The sequence below is a fragment of the Aequorivita sp. Q41 genome (genome assembly GCF_039831855.1).
Lineage (GTDB): Bacteria > Bacteroidota > Bacteroidia > Flavobacteriales > Flavobacteriaceae > Aequorivita.
In genome coordinates this window covers 114,486-133,787 of sequence record NZ_JBDPMS010000001.1, presented here as the reverse complement: position 1 = coordinate 133,787, position 19,302 = coordinate 114,486, and the positions used below count along the sequence as shown (strand labels likewise).

Sequence of the window (19,302 nt, the reverse complement as noted above, 5' to 3'; positions counted from 1 at the left end):
CAAAATGCTATTGTTCGCCATTATCTTCTATTTCCAGTTCGTCCAACCGGTCTTGTTTTTTGTCTTCATCTTTTACTTTTTCCTTTTTATCTTTTTGCTCTTTTGTAGCCTCATCCTCCAAGTATTCGTCTTTATTATGCATGTCAAAACGGTATGCAACACCTACGCGTCCATAAAATTTTGAAGGGGTATCCTTAAAATTAACCGTTAAAGAAAGATCTACTTGAAAATTTTCATTGAGTAATGCTGCGGCGCCCCCACGAAGAAGTTGGTCTGAATAGAAATCACTTTTCAATCCTTGATTTTCCACAAAAACTGAAAAATAGCGATTGGTAGCATGCGTTAATGTAACTATATAGCCATACGTTGGAAAATCGGTTGTTATACGGTCAACAATTATATTTGTAACTAAAACCCATCCGCCTATAAAATTATTTTGTGTAGCAAGAATAAATTTAGGGCTAACACTACTGTCTGCTTCAGGTGTAAATGGATTGTCTGCAAAATCGAAATTTGCCCCTGCATACACTGAAATTGCAGGAATTAAATCTGCCCATTGTATTCTATTATTCGCTTTCCAGCTATACAGATTAGGGCCTTTTAGTTCACGTTTTCTATAAGGATCATAAATTAAATATTTAGCTCCGACGGTATTACTTTTAAAGTTAGATAAGCTGTACTCTCTTGCTGTAGAGGAGCGATTATCCACAACTTTGTTTGATTGAAACTCACCCATAAGGCTAATTTCTAATCGTTCTTTCCAAAAACCGTATCTCACAGAGTAGTCAATCCCCAACCCATCTGATTCAGTTTCTAACAGGGTGTGTTTTTCCTTTCCGTAGTTAATTCCAGACTCTATTTGAAGTACATTTGTGCCAACGGAAAATGCTCCTTGAGAGCCACCTGGACGGTTGGTGTTTATCATTTCGGTATACTGTGCCGAAGCATTTAAAAACGGTATAAAAAAGAACAGAAATAAAAAAGGAAGTTTGCTATTCATGAAATGTTGGGTTTAGTTCAAAGATATAAGATTTTACCAATAATTTAATAGTCAATATTCGTCTTTTTCTGCATCAATCCTTATTTTTGGAAAGAATTTGACTATTATGATGACATTCCTAAAAACGATATTAATCGTTCTTCTGGTATATTTCGGGCTTAAATTTTTAATTAAGCTCGCTACACCTTATTTAATGCGCTATATTTCGAAAAAAGCAGGACAGCAGTTTGAGCAATTCTTCGGAAATAACCCAAATATGAATACTTCGCACGAAAAAGAAGGAAGTATAACAATTGATAAAAACCCTGCAGCCCATTCCCGTACGAGCAAAAAAGTTGGTGAATACGTGGAGTTTGAAGAAGTCGATTAATAAAAATTACTTGCTTTTTAAACAGGGTTTATTTTGAATACTTTAGGTAAAACGGCTTTGGTTTTCCTTTAATCATGTTTACCAAGTTTTCTAAATTATTTTTCATAATTTCCCCTCTTCATAATTTTAAGTCCAATTTATGCACCCCAGCTACAAAAAAATTCTTCCTCATTTAATTGTTTTTATTTTATTTATCATTGCTTCTCTGGCATATTTTAATCCAGTTTTACAAGGGAAAAAAATATTCCAAAGTGATATTGTGCAATATACTGGAATGGCTAAACAGCAAAACGATTTCCGGAAAGCTACAGGCGAAGAAACATATTGGACTGACGCAGCTTTTGGAGGAATGCCAACCTATCAGTTGGGTGCGAAATACCCAAATAATTACATAAAACAACTCGATTTAGCCATTCGGTTTTTGCCACGCCCAGCAGATTATCTATTTCTTTATTTTATTGGAATGTACATATTGTTTTTAGTATTAAAAGTAGATTATAAACTAGCTTTTCTCGGGGCATTAGCATTTGGTTTTTCAACCTATTTAATAATTATTTTAGGCGTAGGGCACAATGCAAAAGCGCACGCAATAGCGTATATGCCTTTTGTATTAAGTGGTATATTTCTCACATTTCAAAGAAAATATTTGTGGGGATTCGTATTACTAACAGTCTCAATGGCGTTGGAATTGGTGGCAAATCACTTCCAGATGACGTATTATTTGATGCTTTTAGTCCTTATTATTGGCATCGTTTATTTAATAGATGCTTTTAAGAAAAAACTCTTGCCACATTACTTTAAAGCTGTTGGCATCATGGCTGTTGGTGTTTTAATTGCCGTTGGCTTAAATGCCACAAATATTTTAGCAACCAAGGAATATGCAGATTTCTCCACACGAGGAAAAACAGAGCTGACTATCAACGCAGATGGCACGCCAAAAGATTACAACACCGGATTAGATTTTGATTATATAACGGAATATAGCTACGGAAAACTGGAAAGTTTTAACCTGTTTATTCCGCGATTTATGGGAGGAAGTTCTTCAGAAGAATTTCCGAAAGATTCAAAAACTGTAGAAAGTTTAATGCGAATGGGAGCTTCTTCGCAAGAAGCAAATCAAGTATTAAGCCAGATTCCGATGTATTGGGGCGACCAAACTTTTGTTGGTGCTCCCGCCTATATTGGGGCAATTGTTATATTTCTTTCGGTTTTGGCCTTGTTTTTAATTCGCGGACGATTGAAATGGTGGGTGGTTTCAACTTTTGTTTTAACACTGCTTTTATCATGGGGAAAAAATTTTAGCGGACTTTCAGAGTTTTTTATTGATTACTTCCCGATGTACAATAAATTTAGAGCAGTTTCATCCATACAGGTTATAATTGAACTTATTCTCCCAATTCTTGCCATTGTAGGTTTACATCAGTTTTTTAATAAGTTTGATAAAGAAGAAGAAAAGAAAAAAGCCTTGCTTTGGGCTACTGGAATTGTTGGTGGGCTTACACTTATTTTTATTCTTTTTAAAGCTTCGTTATTCGATTTTGCGAGTCCGTATGATAGTTATTTTAGAGATGAAATGGGCTTGCCATTTTTGGAAGCAATACGCGAAGATAGAATGGCACTTTTTACATCAGATGCCATTCGCTCGTTGATTTTTGTTGCACTCACCGCCGCCGTTTTATGGCTTTATATGATAGGTAAGCTTAAAAATGGGTTTGCAATTGCTGCACTTACAGTTTTGGTTTTGATAGATTTAGTTGGGGTTAATAGACGTTATGTAAACGAAGACGATTTTGTGCAAGCAAGAGTTATTGAAGAACCTTTTCAGAAAAACGGTGCAGATGCCCAGATTTTAGAAGACAAAGGTCATTATCGTGTTTATGATGCTACATCAAACGCGTTTAACAGTGGTCGCGCAAGTTATTATCACAACGCTTTGGGGGGGTATCATGCTGCAAAACCAGGTAGAATGCAAGATTTGTTTGAGTTTTACATAAGCAAAGGAGACATCGGAATTCTAAATATGATGAATGTGCGCTACATCATCACTCAATCTAAAAATGGGGGCGCAGTTTCACAACGAAATCCGTATGCCAATGGCGATGCTTGGTTTGTTGAAAATGTACAGCCTGCTTCAAATGCAGACGAAGAAATACAACTTTTAGATAGTTTAAACACAAAAAAAACTGCTGTAATTAATACAGCGTTTCTTTCAAAAATTCCAAATAAAAACATAGCACGCGATAGCACCGCAACTATTGAGCTTTTTAGCTATCAGCCGAATCACTTGGTATATGAAGCTGCCACTAAAACCGAACAATTGGTTGTTTTTTCTGAAGTGTATTACCCACAAGGGTGGAACGCATATATAAATGGAAAACCTGCGGAATATTTCCGTGCTAATTATGTGTTAAGAGCGATGATTGTTCCTTCTGGAAACAACAAGATTGAGTTTAAATTTGAGCCCAAAGTAATTGAAACAGGAAGCACCATTTCTTTAGTGAGCAGTATTATCTTTCTTCTTATTTTATTGAGCGGATTGTATTTTGCTTTTTTGAAAAAAGAAGTTAAAGAATAATGAAGAAAGCGCTAATCATCACATATTATTGGCCTCCAGCGGGTGGCCCAGGCGTACAGCGATGGTTAAAATTTGTAAAATATTTTAGGGAATTTGGTATAGAACCAATTGTTTACGTACCAGAAAACCCTAATTACCCTTTGGTTGATGAAAATTTTTCATCTGAAATTCCTTTCGATATTCAAATTATAAAACAACCAATTTCAGAACCCTATCGTTTCGCGAAGCTTTTTTCAAAAAAGAAGACAAAACAGATTAGCAGTGGGATTATTTCAAAAAAGGAAATCTCGGCAATTGAAAAATTAATGCTTTATGTACGCGGCAACTTTTTTATTCCCGATGCACGTATTGGATGGGTAAAACCTTCAGTTAAATTTCTTTCAAAATATATTATAGACAACCCATTAGACGTAGTAATTACAACGGGTCCGCCACACAGTTTACACCTAATAGGGATGCAACTTCAAAAAGAATTAGGTTTAAAATGGCTTGCAGATTTTCGAGATCCATGGACAACGATTCACTATCACAAATCACTCCGATTAAGTAAAACTTCGGAACGCAAACATAAAATGCTTGAAGCGTCTGTTTTAAAAACGGCAGACCTAATTACAGTAACCAGCCCAACCACTAAAAAGGAGTTTGAAATGATTTCAGAAACTCCAATAGCGGTGATTACAAACGGGTTTGATGCTAGCGAGCCATTCGATTTTGTGATGGATTCCACCTTTTCAATTTCACATATAGGTTCGTTGCTTAGTGAACGAAACCCTGAGGTTTTATGGAAAGTATTGTCGGAACTATGTAGCGAAAATCCTTTGTTTAAAAACGATTTACAGTTAAAATTTGCTGGTGCTGTTAGTGAAGAATTAAAGAAAAGTCTTGAAGATTTTCAGTTACTATCTAATTGTAGTTTTTTAGGATATGTGTCACATTCCGAAGCATTAAAACTTCAAAAGCAAAGTCAAGTTTTACTTTTGGTAGAAATAAATAGTGCAGAAACACGCGCTATAATTCCGGGAAAGCTTTTTGAATATTTGGCTGCTAAACGCCCAATTATTGCTTTGGGACCAAAGGAAAGTGATATTGAAGGGATTATTACAGAAACAAATTCTGGGAAGTTTTTTAGTTATTGGGATAATAATGAGTTAAAGGCTGAAATTCTTCACTATTATGAAAATTTCAAAAAGGGAGAGTTGATTATTTCTTCTGAAGGGATTGAAAAGTATAGCCGTCGCGCATTAACGAAACAAATGGCTGCTTTAATACACACCCTAAAAAGGTAAACCTCCGATCTTCGCCTAGGCGAATCACGAAGGTTTAACCAACCAACCAAAAAACTATTTTTAACCTCTTGTTCTGCTACTCGTACTACTAGAGTTAGCTCGGGAGGAACTTGTACTTACTTTACTACTGCTTCGTGTAGGTGTACTAGACCTTTTTACGGTACTACTACGGCTCGTAACTTCTCTTTTTGGAGATTGAGTTGTATTTCGTGTTGCAGAGCTGCTTCTTTGATTTGAAGGAGTGCTTCGTACTTGCTGTGTCTGAGAACTTCTTCCTGTTGAAACAGTTCGGGTGTTAGTATTGTTTCTAGTATTTGTGCGTACTACATTTTCACTGCGTGTGTTCTTCACGCTAGTTGTTGTGTTATTTCGGGTGTTAACCGAGTTACGAACATTTGTTGCAGCGGTATTATTATTTCTAGTTACCGTGTTTCGTGTATTGTTAGTTCGAACAGAAGTATTGTTACGACCTGTTGAAGCAATCATGGTGTTTGTACGGTTTGGGTTGTAATTTTTGTTTACTGAAACCCTTCCATTTTTATCGTAAACACGACTTCCTGGTCTGTAGAAATCTCTTCTACCGTTATGATACGCTGTACGATTTCTATTCTTATAGTAAACCACATGTTGGTGATAGCTATAACGAATAGGGTTGTAATATCTTCTATAAGGAGTATCGTAAACTACACAGTGGCTATAAATAGGTCTTGCATAATACACATGCCAAGGACGATACACATAATATGGGTTGAAAAAGTTTATTGCTCCAGTTACGTGTGAAAAATACCCATAGTGGTTATAAACTACATGCAACCCACCCACGCGAACAATACGTCTATCATTATATTGAATATCAACATTTCCTGCTTGCGCTATACGCCCGTATTCATCATAATAGATAGGTACACTTTCTATTTGTATTACTGCGCCATAATCATCGTATTGCACATAGGCTTCATAATCGTACCCAGAATTGAAACTTATGTTTACATTAGGAGAGCTGATTGCAACACGGGAACCTGATTGCGGTCCTACATATACAAAGTCAAATTGACCATCAGGAAAGATGGAGAATTCTACGTCGCCTTCAACAAAGATGTATGCGTTACCGTCATAACCTCTTCGGTTGTTGTTTTCGTTTTCAATGGAAGTTGCATTTGCTGAAAATCCCATTAAGAGAATGCTGAAAATAAATGCTATGTTTTTCATAAGTTTCAAATTTTAAAGGTTTGTACTTGCCTTACAATTTTTTGGTAAGTTGTGTACGCTTATAAATAACCAACGACCGTGCCATAATTTTAAAGTGCTGATTAACAGTGTTAAGGTTTAAAAAATAACTACCAAAACCCAAATAAAACCCAAGCTTCAAAACTTAAATGGCTAAAAATTTAATTTCTATTTTATTACAAATGGAAAAGGGTTTTCCTTTGAAAATTATATTCGAAGAAGTAGTATGCCAACAAAAAATCCGCTGCAGTGTTTAATCACTTACAACGGATTTTTAAAACCAACCAAAAAAAACTAAAATCTGTTTTCTGGTAGTGTATTTTCAATTACTGTGCCAAAAAGAATAAAATTAAATTTTCTCTCTCAAATATTCGGCAGTAAAAGATTCTTTGTTCTTGGCTATTTCTTCTGGAGTGCCTTCAGCAATTACTTGTCCACCGTTTTCACCACCTTCAGGGCCCAAATCAATAATATGATCTGCACACTTTATTAAATCTAAATTGTGCTCTACCACAATAACAGTGTGACCTCTATCTAACAAGGCATAAAAGGAAGCGAGCAATTTTTTAATATCGTGAAAGTGAAGCCCAGTTGTTGGTTCGTCAAATATAAAAACGGTTTTTTCTTTTGAAGTCCCTTTTACTAAAAACGAAGCAAGCTTTATACGCTGTGCCTCACCGCCTGAAAGGGTAGATGAGCTTTGCCCCAGTTGTACATAGCCAAGGCCAACATCTTGTAATGGTTGCAATTTTGCAGCAATCTTATTTTGCTTGTGCTCCCCAAAGAAAGCCACGGCATCATCAACGGTCATTGTTAGGATGTCGTCTATATTTTTATTTTGAAAAGTAACTTCAAGTACTTCTTTTTTAAAGCGTTTGCCATTGCAAGTATCGCACACCAAATGCACATCGGCCATAAACTGCATTTCTATGGTTACTTCACCTTCGCCTTTGCAGGTTTCACAGCGACCGCCATCTACATTAAAACTGAAATGTTTCGCTTTGTAGGCACGAATGTCTGAAAGTTTCTGTGAAGCATACAAATTCCGAATATCATCGTATGCCTTTATATAAGTAACAGGATTACTTCGGCTGGAACGACCAATAGGATTTTGGTCGATAAACTCAATACTTTTGATAGTGCCAAAATCTCCTTTTATTTCTGAAAACTGCCCAGGCTTTTCACCATAACCGCCAATTTCCCGCATCAGTGCAGGATAAAGAATTTTTTTAACTAAAGTACTCTTTCCACTTCCAGAAACACCTGTTACTGCTGTAAAAACATTAAGTGGAAAGCTTACATTTATATTTTTAAGATTATTCTGTCGCGCCCCAGATATGGTAATTTTGTTTTTTGAAGTACGTCGCTTTTTTGGGACTTCAATTTCCATTTCCCCATTTAAGTATTTCGCGGTAAGGGATTCAGAACGCAATATTTCGGCATAATTTCCTTGTGCCACCACTTCGCCACCAAAAGTTCCCGCTTCGGGGCCAATGTCTATAATTTCATCGGCTGCTTTCATAATATCTTCATCGTGTTCAACCACAATTACCGTATTGCCTAAATCTCGCAATGCTTTTAAAACCACGATAAGCCTTTCTGTGTCCTTTGGGTGAAGACCAATACTGGGTTCGTCTAAAATATACATAGAGCCCACAAGACTGCTTCCTAGTGAGGTTGCAAGGTTAATACGCTGCGATTCTCCTCCAGAAAGGGTATTTGATTTTCTGTTGAGTGTTAAATAACCCAAACCAACATCTCTTAAAAACCTGATTCTGTTGTTAATTTCAAGCAAAAGGCGTTTGGCAACATTCGCTTCATATTCTGGAAGTTCAAGGTTTTTAAAGAAAATAGCCGCTTTATCTAAAGGTAGTGCTACCAATTCTTGAATTGCGGTGCCGTTAATTTTTACATAAGCAGCTTCAGGACGAAGTCGTATCCCTTTGCAAGTGGCACATTTTGTTTTTCCACGATAGCGGGAAAGCATTACGCGATTTTGAATTTTATAGCTTTTGGATTCTAAAAACGAAAAGAATGAATTCAATCCCTCAAAATAACTATTTCCTTCCCAAACCAATTGTTTTTGCACATCGGTAAGCTGAAACCAAGGTTTGTGAATTGGGAAATCAAATTTATAAGCATTGTTTACAAGCTGATCTCTATACCAACTCATACTATCTCCACGCCACGGAAATATAGCGTTTTCATAAATGGAAAGTGCTGTATTTGGAATTACTAAGTCTTCATCAATACCAATAACATCGCCATAACCTTCACAAACAGGGCACGCTCCATACGGATTATTAAAGCTAAAAAGATGCACATTTGGCTCCATAAACAACATGCCATCTGCTTCAAAGCGGTTGTTGAATTCCGTAATTGTTTTTGAAGAAAGGGTTTCAATATACAATTCTCCTTTTCCTTCAAAAAAAGCTATTTCAATAGCATCGGCAAGGCGGTTGTAAAAATCTTCTTCATCTTTTGTGATGATACGATCTACAACCAAATCAATTTTCTTTGGAAGAGATTTCTTATTAATTTCATCTATTCGTACTACTTCGCCATCAATTTTTACTCTAGCATATCCTTGTTGCGCCAAGGCCTTTATTTTGTTTTCCATAGTCCGTCCTTCTTCCAAATGGATAGGAGCGAGGAGAAGGAGTTTTTCGCCGTCAGGAAAGTTTTTTATGAAATTTATAACATCAGTTGTGGTATCTTTTTTTACTTCTTTCCCAGAAACTGGTGAAATGGTTTTTCCGATTCGGGCGTAAAGTAATTTCAAATAATCGTATAACTCCGTAGCGGTACCTACTGTAGATCTGGGGTTTGTAGCATTTACTTTTTGCTCTATTGCAATGGCTGGCGCAATACCTTTTATGGAGTCTACTTTTGGTTTATCTAGCCTTCCTAAAAACTGTCGTGCATAGCTGGAAAGGCTTTCTACATAGCGTCTTTGGCCTTCTGCATACAGTGTATCGAAAGCAAGGCTAGATTTTCCACTCCCAGAAAGACCGGTAATAACGACCAATTTATTGCGAGGAATGGCAACCGAAATATTTTTAAGATTATGAAGTTTAGCTCCTTGAATGAGGATGCTTTTTTTGGTATCTACTGTTTCCGTATTCAATTTTTTTCTCTCCTTTCTAATAGCTTTTGCAAAGATACTATATCAGTTTCATCAAAGCACATTTGGGCTTATTATTATTAATTTATAGAAAAATTTAACCTTTTTTTTGCATTTGTGATTTCTTTGTTGTTATATTTACGGCTCTTAACGTCATTTAAAAAAAATATTGCCTATAGCTGATCTTTACTTTTAACAAATAAACATTTTAATCAAGCAACCTAGTCTCTAGTTGTTTATTTTTTAAAAAAGTATTGATATGAAGCAAAGCAATAGCTCTGATGCGTTTCTAGTAAACGCCTATATTAACGGTGATGAATCTGCACTTGGTGAACTTATTATACGCCATAAGCAACGAATCTACAGTTTTATTTACTCCAAAGTATTTGATAGAGATGTCTCTGAAGACATTTTTCAAGACACTTTCATTAAAGTTATTCGAACTTTAAAAAGAGGTGCGTACAATGAGGAAGGAAAATTTCTACCTTGGGTTATGCGTATCGCTCATAATTTGGTGATAGATCACTTCAGAAAAAACAACCGCATGCCCAAATTTGAAAACAATACTGATTTTAATATATTCTCAGTGTTGAGCGATAATGCCTTAAATATTGAAAAGCAAATGATAAAAGGGCAGGTTGAAAACGATGTAAGAAGATTGATTCAAGAACTGCCAGATGACCAAAAAGAAGTCTTAATGATGCGAATTTATAAAGACATGAGTTTTAAGGAAATTAGTGAGCAAACAGGGGTTAGTATCAATACTGCACTGGGCAGAATGCGCTATGCACTTATTAACTTGCGTAAAGTAATTGATAAACATAATATTATATTAACAAACTAATACAATAAAATAATTTTTGCGACGTTATTTGAAAATAAACCTCGAAATAACAAAACTCTATGCAAAAATTTTACTCTGAAACATCACGTGTGGACGACGTGAATAAAAAACTTGTTCCAAAAGAGGAAACTATAAAATTTCTTCTGGATTACTCAATGGCTTTAAGTGTTATAGATTATAATAAATTGAAGTTTGAAGCGCTTCTAAACTAAACTTTGGAAAGACCCTGAAATTAACGTTTCAGGGTTTTTTATTTTTAAACCCTTCGGTCTAAAATTCATTTTTTCTTCATTAAATAGTCGTTAATAATCGTTTTTCTACCAATAGTTTTGGTAATAATATCCTTTTCCAAATCCCAGCCTCGCGCTGGAGAATATTGCCTTCCATACCAAATAATTTGAAGGTGAAGCCTATTCCATAAATCTTTTGGAAACAAACGTTTTGCATCTTTTTCTGTTTGTACTACGTTTTTACCATTTGTAAATCCCCAACGGTACATTAATCTATGAATGTGCGTATCTACAGGGAAAGCTGGAACATTAAATGCTTGACTCATAACCACGCTTGCCGTTTTATGGCCAACGGCAGGAAATGATTCTAAAGCTTCAAAATCTGCAGGTACGATTCCATTGTATTTTTCTATAAGTATTTTTGACAGCCCATGAATTCCTTTAGATTTCATAGGTGATAGCCCAACGGGTTTTATGATTTCCCGAATTTCTTCTACAGAAAGTTTTACCATATCGTAGGGGTTGTCTGCAACTTCAAAAAGTAAAGGCGTTATTTTATTTACCCTTACGTCTGTGCTTTGAGCAGAAAGTAGCACAGCAATAAGCAATGTGTATGGGTCTTTATGATCTAATGGAATTGGAATTTGAGGATAAATTTCATTTAAAGTATCAATTACAAAAACTACCTTTTCTTGCTTGGTCATTTTTAAGTATTTTTATGCAAAAATAAGGATTATGAAAACATTACAGGTAGGAGATAAGGCTCCATCTTTTAGAGCAAACGATCAGGATGGAAATAGTATTTCTTCAGAAGATTTTAAAGGGAAAAAATGGATTGTTTTTTTCTATCCAAAAGCGAGTACACCAGGTTGTACAACTGAAGCATGTAACCTACGCGATAATTATGAAGAATTACAGCAGCAAGGGTATGAGTTGCTGGGCGTGAGTGCTGATAGCGAAAAAAGACAGAAAAACTTTAAAGAAAAATATAGTTTTCCGTTCCCTTTATTGGCAGATGAAAACAAAGAAGTTATTAATGCTTTTGGCGTTTGGGGGCCAAAAAAATTTATGGGCAGAGAGTTCAATGGAATTCATAGAAAAACCTTTATAATTAATGAAAACGGAATTGTAGATCGTGTAATCGATAAAGTAAAAACCAAAGAGCACGCTGCTCAAATACTTAACTAGCCTACTTTCGTTTCTTTAGGTTTACACCCAAATAGATGTTTACTTTTTATAATTTCAGATACTCCAGCTGGTAGCATTTCCTCCCAGCCTTCTTCACCATTTTCAATTTTGGCAAGTACCTCTCTGGAAAAAATATCCATGATAGCTGGATTGTATTCATCAATATCAACCACTTTGCCGTTGTATTTGAAGAATTTATACAACTCTTTCATACGCGGATGAACTTTAAGATTTTCACTATTGGTATATTCTCCAGTTTCTGGGTCTTTCATTGGGTATAGATATACCTTCAAATCTTTAAAGAAAAGTTTTCCAAAAGCCTCAAGAATTCCACCACTTAAATGACGGTAATATTTTTCGTCAAAAACATCAACGAGATTATTTACGCCCATTGCTAAGCCCATTCGCATTTTTGTATATCGTGAAAAGTATTCCACCAGTTTGTAATATTCTTGAAAATTTGAAATCATTACAGTATGACCAAGGGAGCAAAGTAATTTTGCGCGATCCATAAAGTCCTCTTCATCAATTTCTCCTTCTGCACGAAGGTTTGATAAGGTAATTTCAAAAATAACCTCAGTACGTTCTTTTTCTACTCTGTTTTCATTGAGAAACATTTCGTACGAACGTTCAAACATGTCAATATTTACCTTGGTTACAGGTCTAAAGCTTCCGCGAAGGGCAAGAATATTTTTCTTATAAAGAATTCGTGCAGGAAGTATATTATGGCCATCAGGACCAAACATAACAGCATCCGTCATTCCATTTTTAATAAGCTGAAGGCTCATTAAACGGTTGTCGACACCTTGAAAACGAGGTCCAGAAAAATTTACAGTGTCTATTTCAATTTTATCTTTATCGATGTGGTCATACAAATAACGAAGCAATTTTTTTGGTTGATCGTATTTATAAAATGCGCCATAAATTAAATTTACTCCAAGTATCCCCAAAGTAACTTGTTGCAGTTGCGCATCATTTTCATGAAAACGAACGTGAAGTGTTATCTCATTATACGGTTCTTTTGGATCAACTTGATACCGAATACCTAACCAACCATGGCCTTTATACTGTTTTGCAAAATCGATAGTAGCTACCGTATTTGCAAAAGCAAAGAAAAGTTTGTTTGGGTGTTTTTTACGAATTATACGTTCCTCAATCAAGTTTATTTCATGCGAAAGCATTTTTATAAGCCTAGCTTCAGTAACATACCTTCCGTCTTCTTCAATGCCGTAGATAGCATCGCTAAAGTCTTTATCATAGGCAGACATTGTTTTTGCAATGGTCCCTGAGGCACCACCAGCCCTAAAAAAATTACGCACAGTTTCCTGTCCAGCTCCAATTTCGGCAAAAGTACCGTAAATGTTTTCGTTGAGGTTGATTCGTAAAGCCTTACTTTTTATGGATGGAATATTTTCAAATTCCTTGTCACCTAATATGGTTTCCGGCATAATAATTATATAAATTTCTTAGTAACAAAGGTAGCAAATACAATAGGTAAACAAAAAAAATACCAGTATTTTTGCAAGAATGAAATCAACATTCACCGTTACCTTTCTCGGCACTGGAACTTCTCAAGGAATCCCTGTAATTGGTAGTGATCATGAGGTCTGTAAAAGCACCGATCCTAAAGATAAACGCTTAAGAGTATCTGTTTTACTGTCTTGGAATGGTTTTAATTTTGTAATTGATTGTGGGCCCGATTTTCGCCAGCAGATGTTACGCGAAAATGTATCAAAAGTTGACGGCATTCTGCTTACCCATGAACACAGCGACCATACTGCAGGATTAGACGATATTCGCCCCTTCAATTTTAAACATGGAAACATGCCTTTTTATGCGCACAAGCGGGTTTTTGAATCGCTTCGCGAGCGTTTTGCGTATATTTTTGCTACTGTAAACAAATATCCTGGCGCCCCCAGTATTGAAGCTATTGAAATTGATAAAAACACCCCTTTTAGTATTGGGGGGAAAGAAGTGATTCCTATTGAAGCTTTTCACGATAAACTTCCAGTTTTAGGTTTTCGAGTAGAAGATTTTACATATCTAACAGATGTAAAAACAATTTCGGAAGAAGAAATTGAAAAAGTACGCGGCACAAAAATTTTAGTGATAAATGCCCTTCGCGAAAAATTGCACTATTCGCATTTTAATATTTCTGAAGCACTTGATTTTGTTGAAAAAGTTAGCCCTAAAACAACTTATTTTACACATATTAGCCACGTAATGGGGTTTCATGAAGCAGTAGAAAAAAGACTTCCTAAAAACGTACATTTGGCTTATGATACACTTACAATAACGATATAATTATGAGAAATAAAATATTTTTATACCTGTTTCTTTTCGCTTTACTCTTTATAATTTACCAATATATGAACGAGAAGAGCATCTTTGAAGCGCAAGAAAATCAAATAGAAAGATTGCAAGAATCGGTTCAAAAGGAAAGTGATTCTATTGCAGTGCTTCATACTACACTTGCAGATTTAAATTATTTTACACTTCAAGGAAACGATAATGCGATGACGTATTTAGAAAATAGGGGGTATGAAGCTAAGGATGTTGAAACAATGGTTTCTGATGCTATTTATGAATACAACTTTGTGAAAGGAAACAATCCATTAGTGCCATTTGAAGGAATGGAAGGGGATATGAAAATAAACAAGTTGAAGTTTTTAAACCATAAATGGATTATTACTGAATTTACGGATGGAAAATATTGGGGAGAAATGATCTTGGAGTATTATTTTACTGAAAATAATAAGCTTGAGCTTAAAACGATAAGTTCATTTCTATATCCTAACTAATTTGCCTTTTTAAGCTAAATGTATTTTGTTTTAGTGTTTTTCAAGCCAGTCTTTTAGTTCAAAAAAATTCTGTGGGGCAACACCGTGACCAACTGGAAACTCTGAATACGAGCAATTTATATTTAAATTATCAAGAAAAGGTTTCGTTTTTCTAGCCCATTCTACTGGAATAACTTGGTCTACACTGCCGTGAGAAGTATAAATATTAAGCGTACTAAAATCGTTGTTAGAATAGCCTTCTTTTAATATTTCTTCATTTATATATCCACTAAGGCCGATTACATTTTTCACTTTTTCAGGATAACTAAGCGCTATTGAAAAACTCAAAATTGTACCTTGACTAAACCCAAGAAGTGTAATGTTGTTGCTAGCTACCTTATATTTTTCAATAACTTCATCGATACATTTAGACACCAGTTCTCTTGAAGCAATTGCCTGTTCATCATCACTAAATTTGCCTTGATCATTATCAAAATAGATGTTATACCAAGCATTTCCGTAGGGTTCAAGCCTAATTGGAGCTTTTAGTGAGATTACTGCATACTTTTTTGGCAATTCGGCTGCAAAAGAAAACAAATCGTTTTCATCACTCCCAAACCCATGTAGCATAATTATAGCTGGTGGATTTTCTGTTGGATTGTGTGCTGGACGGTAATTATGTTCTAAAAGCAAAGTCTGTTTTTCCATAGTCTGCAAAAATAAACAAGACCTTTTAAACTGAACGATTTTCAGCATAAAAGGTCTCGTTAAAATTCTCTAAAATTTAAAGTCCTTTAAACCATTCTTGAAATTGCTCCCCCAATACAGGAACGGGCTTCATTTCAGCTTGTATTGCGCTTATAATTCCTAAAATCCAAAGTACAACAACTCCAGCCCAAACTATCCAGCTTAAAAGTGGAATACTAACAAAGCTTGCTAGCATGGTTAAAAGCACACCCACACACATAATGCCTAAAGCTTGGCGTATATGAAAAGAGCCTAATGCTGTTTTGTTTCCGTTGTTTAGTATCAAGGCGATAATCCAGCCTATTAGACTAAAATATGAGATGATAGCAACTAATTTGCCATTGTCTGTTGTTTCCATTTTGTTTAAAATTTTGGTTTGTATTTTGTAATCAGTTAAAGATACTCAATACTTTAGTCTAAAAACGTAAACCATTCTTGGAATTTTTCACTTAAAAAAGGAATCCCCTTCGTTTTGCTGAAATAAGCCATTGCCCAACAATAAAGCCATATAATACAGCAAAGCAACCATAAAATATCGCCAACAATATAACTTATTTGCGATTGCACAATAAGCGAGCTAATAAATAAAATAGTTAGTCCAAACATGTTTTTTATATGCCAGGTTGTAAAAGGCTCCTTTTCATCCTTATTAATATAATAAGCTATCAAAAAGCCTACAAATGGGGTGTACGCTATTAAAGCGGTAGATTTTCTTGGGGAAGAATTTTTCATTATTTATTTAATGCCAATTGGTTGTTTGCTATAATTCCGTACACTTTTCCCTTAAGTTTTGTACCTAAAAGGGCAGCGTTTTTTGAAGTAGATACAATGTCTTTTTCAGAAAACTCCCAATTTTCATCAGGATTGAAAAGCGTTATTTGGGCAGTAGAGCCTTCTTCAATTTTTTCTGAAGTAATATTAAAGGCATTTTTTAACCCTGTTAGTGCTTTTACCGATTCTTCAAAACCCACTAGCTTGTTTAAAGCTCCAAAGCAGCTTTCCAGACCAATACTTCCAAAATGAGCATGCTCAAATTCAGTTTTTTTATTTTCTACATCAATTGGATTGTGGTCGCTGGTAACGCCGTTTATAGTTCCATCTTTTAGCCCTTTCAACAATGCTTTTACATCCTCTTGAGTTCGTAAGGGGGGAAGAATTTTATAATTTGTATCAAAACCTTCAAAAACATTATCGGTCAGCACAAGGTTGAAAATAGCAACGCTACACGTAATATTAAGTCCTTTTTTCTTAGCGTCACGGATAAGCGCCACAGATTTTTTTGTTGAAATAGTTGGAATATGAAGTTTACCGCCGGTATATTCCAAAATATATAAATCTCGTATTATTTGAAGTTCTTCTGAAAGTGCAGGAATTCCTTTTAAACCCAATCGTGTGCTGTTTGCTTCTTCGTTAACTACTCCATTTGTGGCTACAGATTTTTCAAAAGGGAAGGATTGTACCAAACCGTTAAAACTTTGGGTGTATTGTAAGGCTATTTTCAGCAGATTAGCATTCTGAATCGGTTTTTTATAATCGTAAAATGATATAGCTCCTTCGTTTTGCATATCAAATAATTCAGCTAAATCGGTGTTTTTACTTCCAACGGTCAGCGCGCCAATAGGGTAGAGGTTTACAGCATTGCCATCAGCTTTCGCTTTAATGAATTTAATATGTCCTTTGCTGTCTGTAATTGGAAAACTATTTGCGTTTACAGCTACACTCGTAAAGCCACTGTGAGCAGCTGTTTTTAATCCATTTTCAATGGTTTCACGTTCTTCAAAACCGGGTTCACCAAAGGAAACGCTACTGTCAAACCAACCCTGAGAAATGTGAAGGTTTTTTAATTTAATCTCTTTTATCTTTTCTGATGAAGGAATGGTTGCAGCAATCTTCGAAATTTTCCCATTTTCAATTAAAACATCTCGTTTCTTTAGATGGTGTTTGCTTGAAGCATCAACAATGGTGGCGGATTTCAGTAATATCTTCATTTGTGAAATTTTAAAATAAGCATTTCAATTAATAAAAAGAGCAATGCAAAAATAACAAACCATTTCCAAAAACTATTGATGGTATTGGCTTCTGCAATAGATTCAAAAAGATCGTCTATGCTTTTATACACTTGCGCATCTTCCCAATCTTCTGAATTTAAATAGTGCAGCTTACTTTCGTTTCGGTTGTAATTAAAACTTATGTTTTCAAGAAATTCATTTCCCTTCGTTATTTGATAATTTCCAGATAGATTAGGGGAGTCCATAGTTGTTAAGGAAACATAATTTGCTTTTGTTTGTTGCAGCGGAATAAATTGCGAAGTACTATCCTTGATGGTAAGTATTTCATCAGGTCCCAATTTTATAGGAATAGCAATGGTGTTTTGTGCTCCAATTGTATAATACAATTGCGGTAATGCTAAACTTTGCAGCGCCATATTATAAATAGTAGGAACTACCAAAGGCGAATTCACAAAGTTAGAGTTTCCGGTGTTTAGTGCGGCAGTAAGTAAGAAACTTTTGTTTTTTTGAAGTAAAAAGGGTTGATTGTCTTCAAAACTAATTGCAGGTGTTGCATTTCTTTGCACTGAATAAAATGAATTTACTTTCGGGTATTGAAAATTTGTTACCTCTTGCTCAAAAACACCTTTAAAAAGTGGATGAGAAAAATTGATTTTAGTAATTTTTTTCTCTTGAATCGTTGGCTCAGAAAGCGATCCAAGCCCCATTATTACTAATAAACTGTTATAGCTACTTAGATCTATTTCTTGAGCAGGAATAATAAAAACGCTACCGCCTTCATCGCTAAAAGATTTTAAAGCTGTTATTAATGAGGCTGGAATTTCTTTTAGCTCATTAAGGACAATAAAATTTTGTTCTGGAATCTGATTGTAGTTTAGTGTTTTAAATGTTTGTTGTGTAAATTGAAATTCTTCTTTTTCAAAAAGACGCTGTAAAAAACGACCATCTGCTTCGTTGATAGCCAAGACTTTCATTTTTTCAGGCTTATTGATGCTAAAAAACAAGCTATTGTCATAAGGTAAATTAGGTTCGTTTAAGGACAACTTTCCTATAAACTCCTCCGTGTTATCTATATCAAAAGTGATGGTGCCGCTTGTATTTTCTGAAAAATTTACGGCAGTTTTAGCAACAAGTTTTTTATTATTAAATAGCGAAATGGGGATTTCGGTATTAACCTCTCCAGATTTTGAAAAGTTTACTTTTAATTGTGTTGTAGAAGCTTTTTTTGACACAATAGAGACACTATCTATTGCAATGTTTGAAACTTTTATAGGTTTTAATTGTACTGTTTCTACAAGTAAATCGTTAGGGATTTTTGGAAAAGCTTCTTGCTGTTGAAAATCAGATAAATAGATTAACCTTTTTGTAGCATCTTTTTCTTTTGAAAACAGCTGATTGGCTTTCAATAAAACTTGGCTTGGCGATAATTGTTCTTGGGTATATGTAATGGAAAGCACTTCATTTTTAAAATCTTGTGCCGAAACATTTTTCTTTTCAGCGTTGTTTGTAAACCAACTTAATTTTTCAGTACTTGAAGTTTTATCGTATAAATCTTGCAAAACCCGCTGCAACATAGGGCCTTTAGTACCTTTGGCTTGCATACTGAAAGAGTTGTCTATATAAACAACGGTTTCTTTTTTAGTATTTAAAGCTGTTTTTGAAGCTGTAAAAGGTTGCGCAAAAGCAAAAATGATACACGCTAGCGCGAATAAACGCATTAATAGGGTGAGCCATTTTTTTAATTGGGAACTCTTTCGAGTCTGGATAATCACTTTTTTTAGGAAAGCGACATTGGTAAAATCTACTTTTTGGAAACGCCGGAGTTGAAAAAGATGAATAAAAATAGGGATGAGCAGCAGGAAAAGGGCGTAAAGAATTTCTGGGTGTTTAAACTGCATTCCTATAAATATTTTTCAAAGATA

General features: G+C 35.1%; 18 protein-coding genes. 8 read left to right on the top strand and 10 right to left on the bottom strand.

What is annotated here, in order from left to right:
- Nucleotides 1-7: 7 nt before the first annotated feature.
- Nucleotides 8-1,000, bottom strand: coding sequence for a transporter (locus ABJ955_RS00620; protein WP_347372668.1), 993 nt, complete (start codon nucleotides 998-1,000; stop codon nucleotides 8-10).
- Between the two features lie 106 nt (nucleotides 1,001-1,106).
- Here ABJ955_RS00620 and ABJ955_RS00615 point away from each other — a divergent pair, with 106 nt between their 5' ends.
- The 3 genes from ABJ955_RS00615 to ABJ955_RS00605 all read left to right on the top strand — a co-directional run bounded on the left by ABJ955_RS00615 (nucleotide 1,107) and on the right by ABJ955_RS00605 (nucleotide 5,231).
- On the top strand, nucleotides 1,107-1,370 hold the full coding sequence (locus ABJ955_RS00615) for a DUF4834 family protein (RefSeq protein ID WP_347372667.1): 264 nt from the start codon (nucleotides 1,107-1,109) through the stop codon (nucleotides 1,368-1,370).
- 139 nt (nucleotides 1,371-1,509) lie between these two features.
- Nucleotides 1,510-3,945, top strand: a complete 2,436-nt coding sequence (locus tag ABJ955_RS00610; RefSeq protein ID WP_347372666.1) for a YfhO family protein — start codon at nucleotides 1,510-1,512, stop codon at nucleotides 3,943-3,945.
- Nucleotides 3,945-5,231 carry a glycosyltransferase family 4 protein gene (locus ABJ955_RS00605; RefSeq protein WP_347372665.1) on the top strand — a complete coding sequence of 429 codons (1,287 nt, stop codon included), beginning with the start codon at nucleotides 3,945-3,947 and terminating at the stop codon, nucleotides 5,229-5,231. The genes ABJ955_RS00610 and ABJ955_RS00605 overlap by 1 nt, the downstream gene beginning before the upstream one ends.
- 60 nt (nucleotides 5,232-5,291) lie before the next feature.
- Here the strand turns inward: ABJ955_RS00605 and ABJ955_RS00600 are convergent, their stop codons facing one another.
- Together ABJ955_RS00600 and uvrA are read right to left on the bottom strand one after the other, a co-directional pair.
- Nucleotides 5,292-6,440, bottom strand: a complete 1,149-nt coding sequence (locus ABJ955_RS00600) for a hypothetical protein (RefSeq protein ID WP_347372664.1) — start codon at nucleotides 6,438-6,440, stop codon at nucleotides 5,292-5,294.
- A gap of 367 nt (nucleotides 6,441-6,807) precedes the next feature.
- The gene (gene uvrA, locus ABJ955_RS00595; RefSeq protein ID WP_347372663.1) at nucleotides 6,808-9,585 is read right to left on the bottom strand and encodes an excinuclease ABC subunit UvrA; all 2,778 of its coding nucleotides are present in this window, start codon (nucleotides 9,583-9,585) and stop codon (nucleotides 6,808-6,810) included.
- A 256-nt stretch (nucleotides 9,586-9,841) separates the two neighbouring features.
- On the opposite strand from uvrA, the gene ABJ955_RS00590 reads away from it, so the two are divergent.
- Together ABJ955_RS00590 and ABJ955_RS00585 are read left to right on the top strand one after the other, a co-directional pair.
- A complete protein-coding gene (locus tag ABJ955_RS00590) occupies nucleotides 9,842-10,426 on the top strand; it encodes a sigma-70 family RNA polymerase sigma factor (RefSeq protein WP_347372662.1) in 585 nt (194 codons plus the stop codon).
- 59 nt (nucleotides 10,427-10,485) lie between these two features.
- Nucleotides 10,486-10,638 (top strand): hypothetical protein, encoded by a 153-nt coding sequence (locus ABJ955_RS00585; protein WP_347372661.1) that lies wholly within the window; start codon nucleotides 10,486-10,488, stop codon nucleotides 10,636-10,638.
- A 65-nt stretch (nucleotides 10,639-10,703) separates the two neighbouring features.
- Here ABJ955_RS00585 and nth read toward each other — a convergent pair whose 3' ends face one another.
- Entirely contained in the window at nucleotides 10,704-11,360 is a 657-nt protein-coding gene (nth, locus tag ABJ955_RS00580) for an endonuclease III (RefSeq protein ID WP_347372660.1), read from the bottom strand.
- Nucleotides 11,361-11,391: 31 nt separating this feature from the next.
- On the opposite strand from nth, the gene bcp reads away from it, so the two are divergent.
- Nucleotides 11,392-11,844, top strand: coding sequence for a thioredoxin-dependent thiol peroxidase (gene bcp / locus ABJ955_RS00575; protein ID WP_347372659.1), 453 nt, complete (start codon nucleotides 11,392-11,394; stop codon nucleotides 11,842-11,844).
- Here bcp and ABJ955_RS00570 read toward each other — a convergent pair.
- On the bottom strand, nucleotides 11,841-13,292 hold the full coding sequence (locus ABJ955_RS00570) for a TonB-dependent receptor (protein ID WP_347372658.1): 1,452 nt from the start codon (nucleotides 13,290-13,292) through the stop codon (nucleotides 11,841-11,843). The two genes, bcp and ABJ955_RS00570, sit on opposite strands and share 4 nt — an antisense overlap.
- A 79-nt stretch (nucleotides 13,293-13,371) precedes the next feature.
- On the opposite strand from ABJ955_RS00570, the gene ABJ955_RS00565 reads away from it, so the two are divergent.
- Together ABJ955_RS00565 and ABJ955_RS00560 are read left to right on the top strand one after the other, a co-directional pair.
- Entirely contained in the window at nucleotides 13,372-14,148 is a 777-nt protein-coding gene (locus ABJ955_RS00565) for an MBL fold metallo-hydrolase (protein WP_347372657.1), read from the top strand.
- A gap of 2 nt (nucleotides 14,149-14,150) precedes the next feature.
- A complete protein-coding gene (locus ABJ955_RS00560) occupies nucleotides 14,151-14,645 on the top strand; it encodes a hypothetical protein (protein WP_347372656.1) in 495 nt (164 codons plus the stop codon).
- 30 nt (nucleotides 14,646-14,675) lie between these two features.
- Here the strand turns inward: ABJ955_RS00560 and ABJ955_RS00555 are convergent, their stop codons facing one another.
- From ABJ955_RS00555 to ABJ955_RS00535, 5 genes are all read right to left on the bottom strand, one after another.
- Nucleotides 14,676-15,332 (bottom strand): alpha/beta hydrolase-fold protein, encoded by a 657-nt coding sequence (locus tag ABJ955_RS00555; protein ID WP_347372655.1) that lies wholly within the window; start codon nucleotides 15,330-15,332, stop codon nucleotides 14,676-14,678.
- 76 nt (nucleotides 15,333-15,408) lie between these two features.
- Nucleotides 15,409-15,729, bottom strand: coding sequence for a hypothetical protein (locus ABJ955_RS00550; RefSeq protein WP_347372654.1), 321 nt, complete (start codon nucleotides 15,727-15,729; stop codon nucleotides 15,409-15,411).
- A 53-nt stretch (nucleotides 15,730-15,782) separates the two neighbouring features.
- On the bottom strand, nucleotides 15,783-16,103 hold the full coding sequence (locus ABJ955_RS00545) for a hypothetical protein (protein WP_347372653.1): 321 nt from the start codon (nucleotides 16,101-16,103) through the stop codon (nucleotides 15,783-15,785).
- Nucleotides 16,103-17,359 (bottom strand): dihydroorotase, encoded by a 1,257-nt coding sequence (locus tag ABJ955_RS00540; protein WP_347372652.1) that lies wholly within the window; start codon nucleotides 17,357-17,359, stop codon nucleotides 16,103-16,105. The genes ABJ955_RS00545 and ABJ955_RS00540 overlap by 1 nt, the downstream gene beginning before the upstream one ends.
- Nucleotides 17,356-19,278 (bottom strand): BatA domain-containing protein, encoded by a 1,923-nt coding sequence (locus ABJ955_RS00535; protein ID WP_347372651.1) that lies wholly within the window; start codon nucleotides 19,276-19,278, stop codon nucleotides 17,356-17,358. The genes ABJ955_RS00540 and ABJ955_RS00535 overlap by 4 nt, the downstream gene beginning before the upstream one ends.
- Nucleotides 19,279-19,302 lie beyond the last annotated feature (24 nt).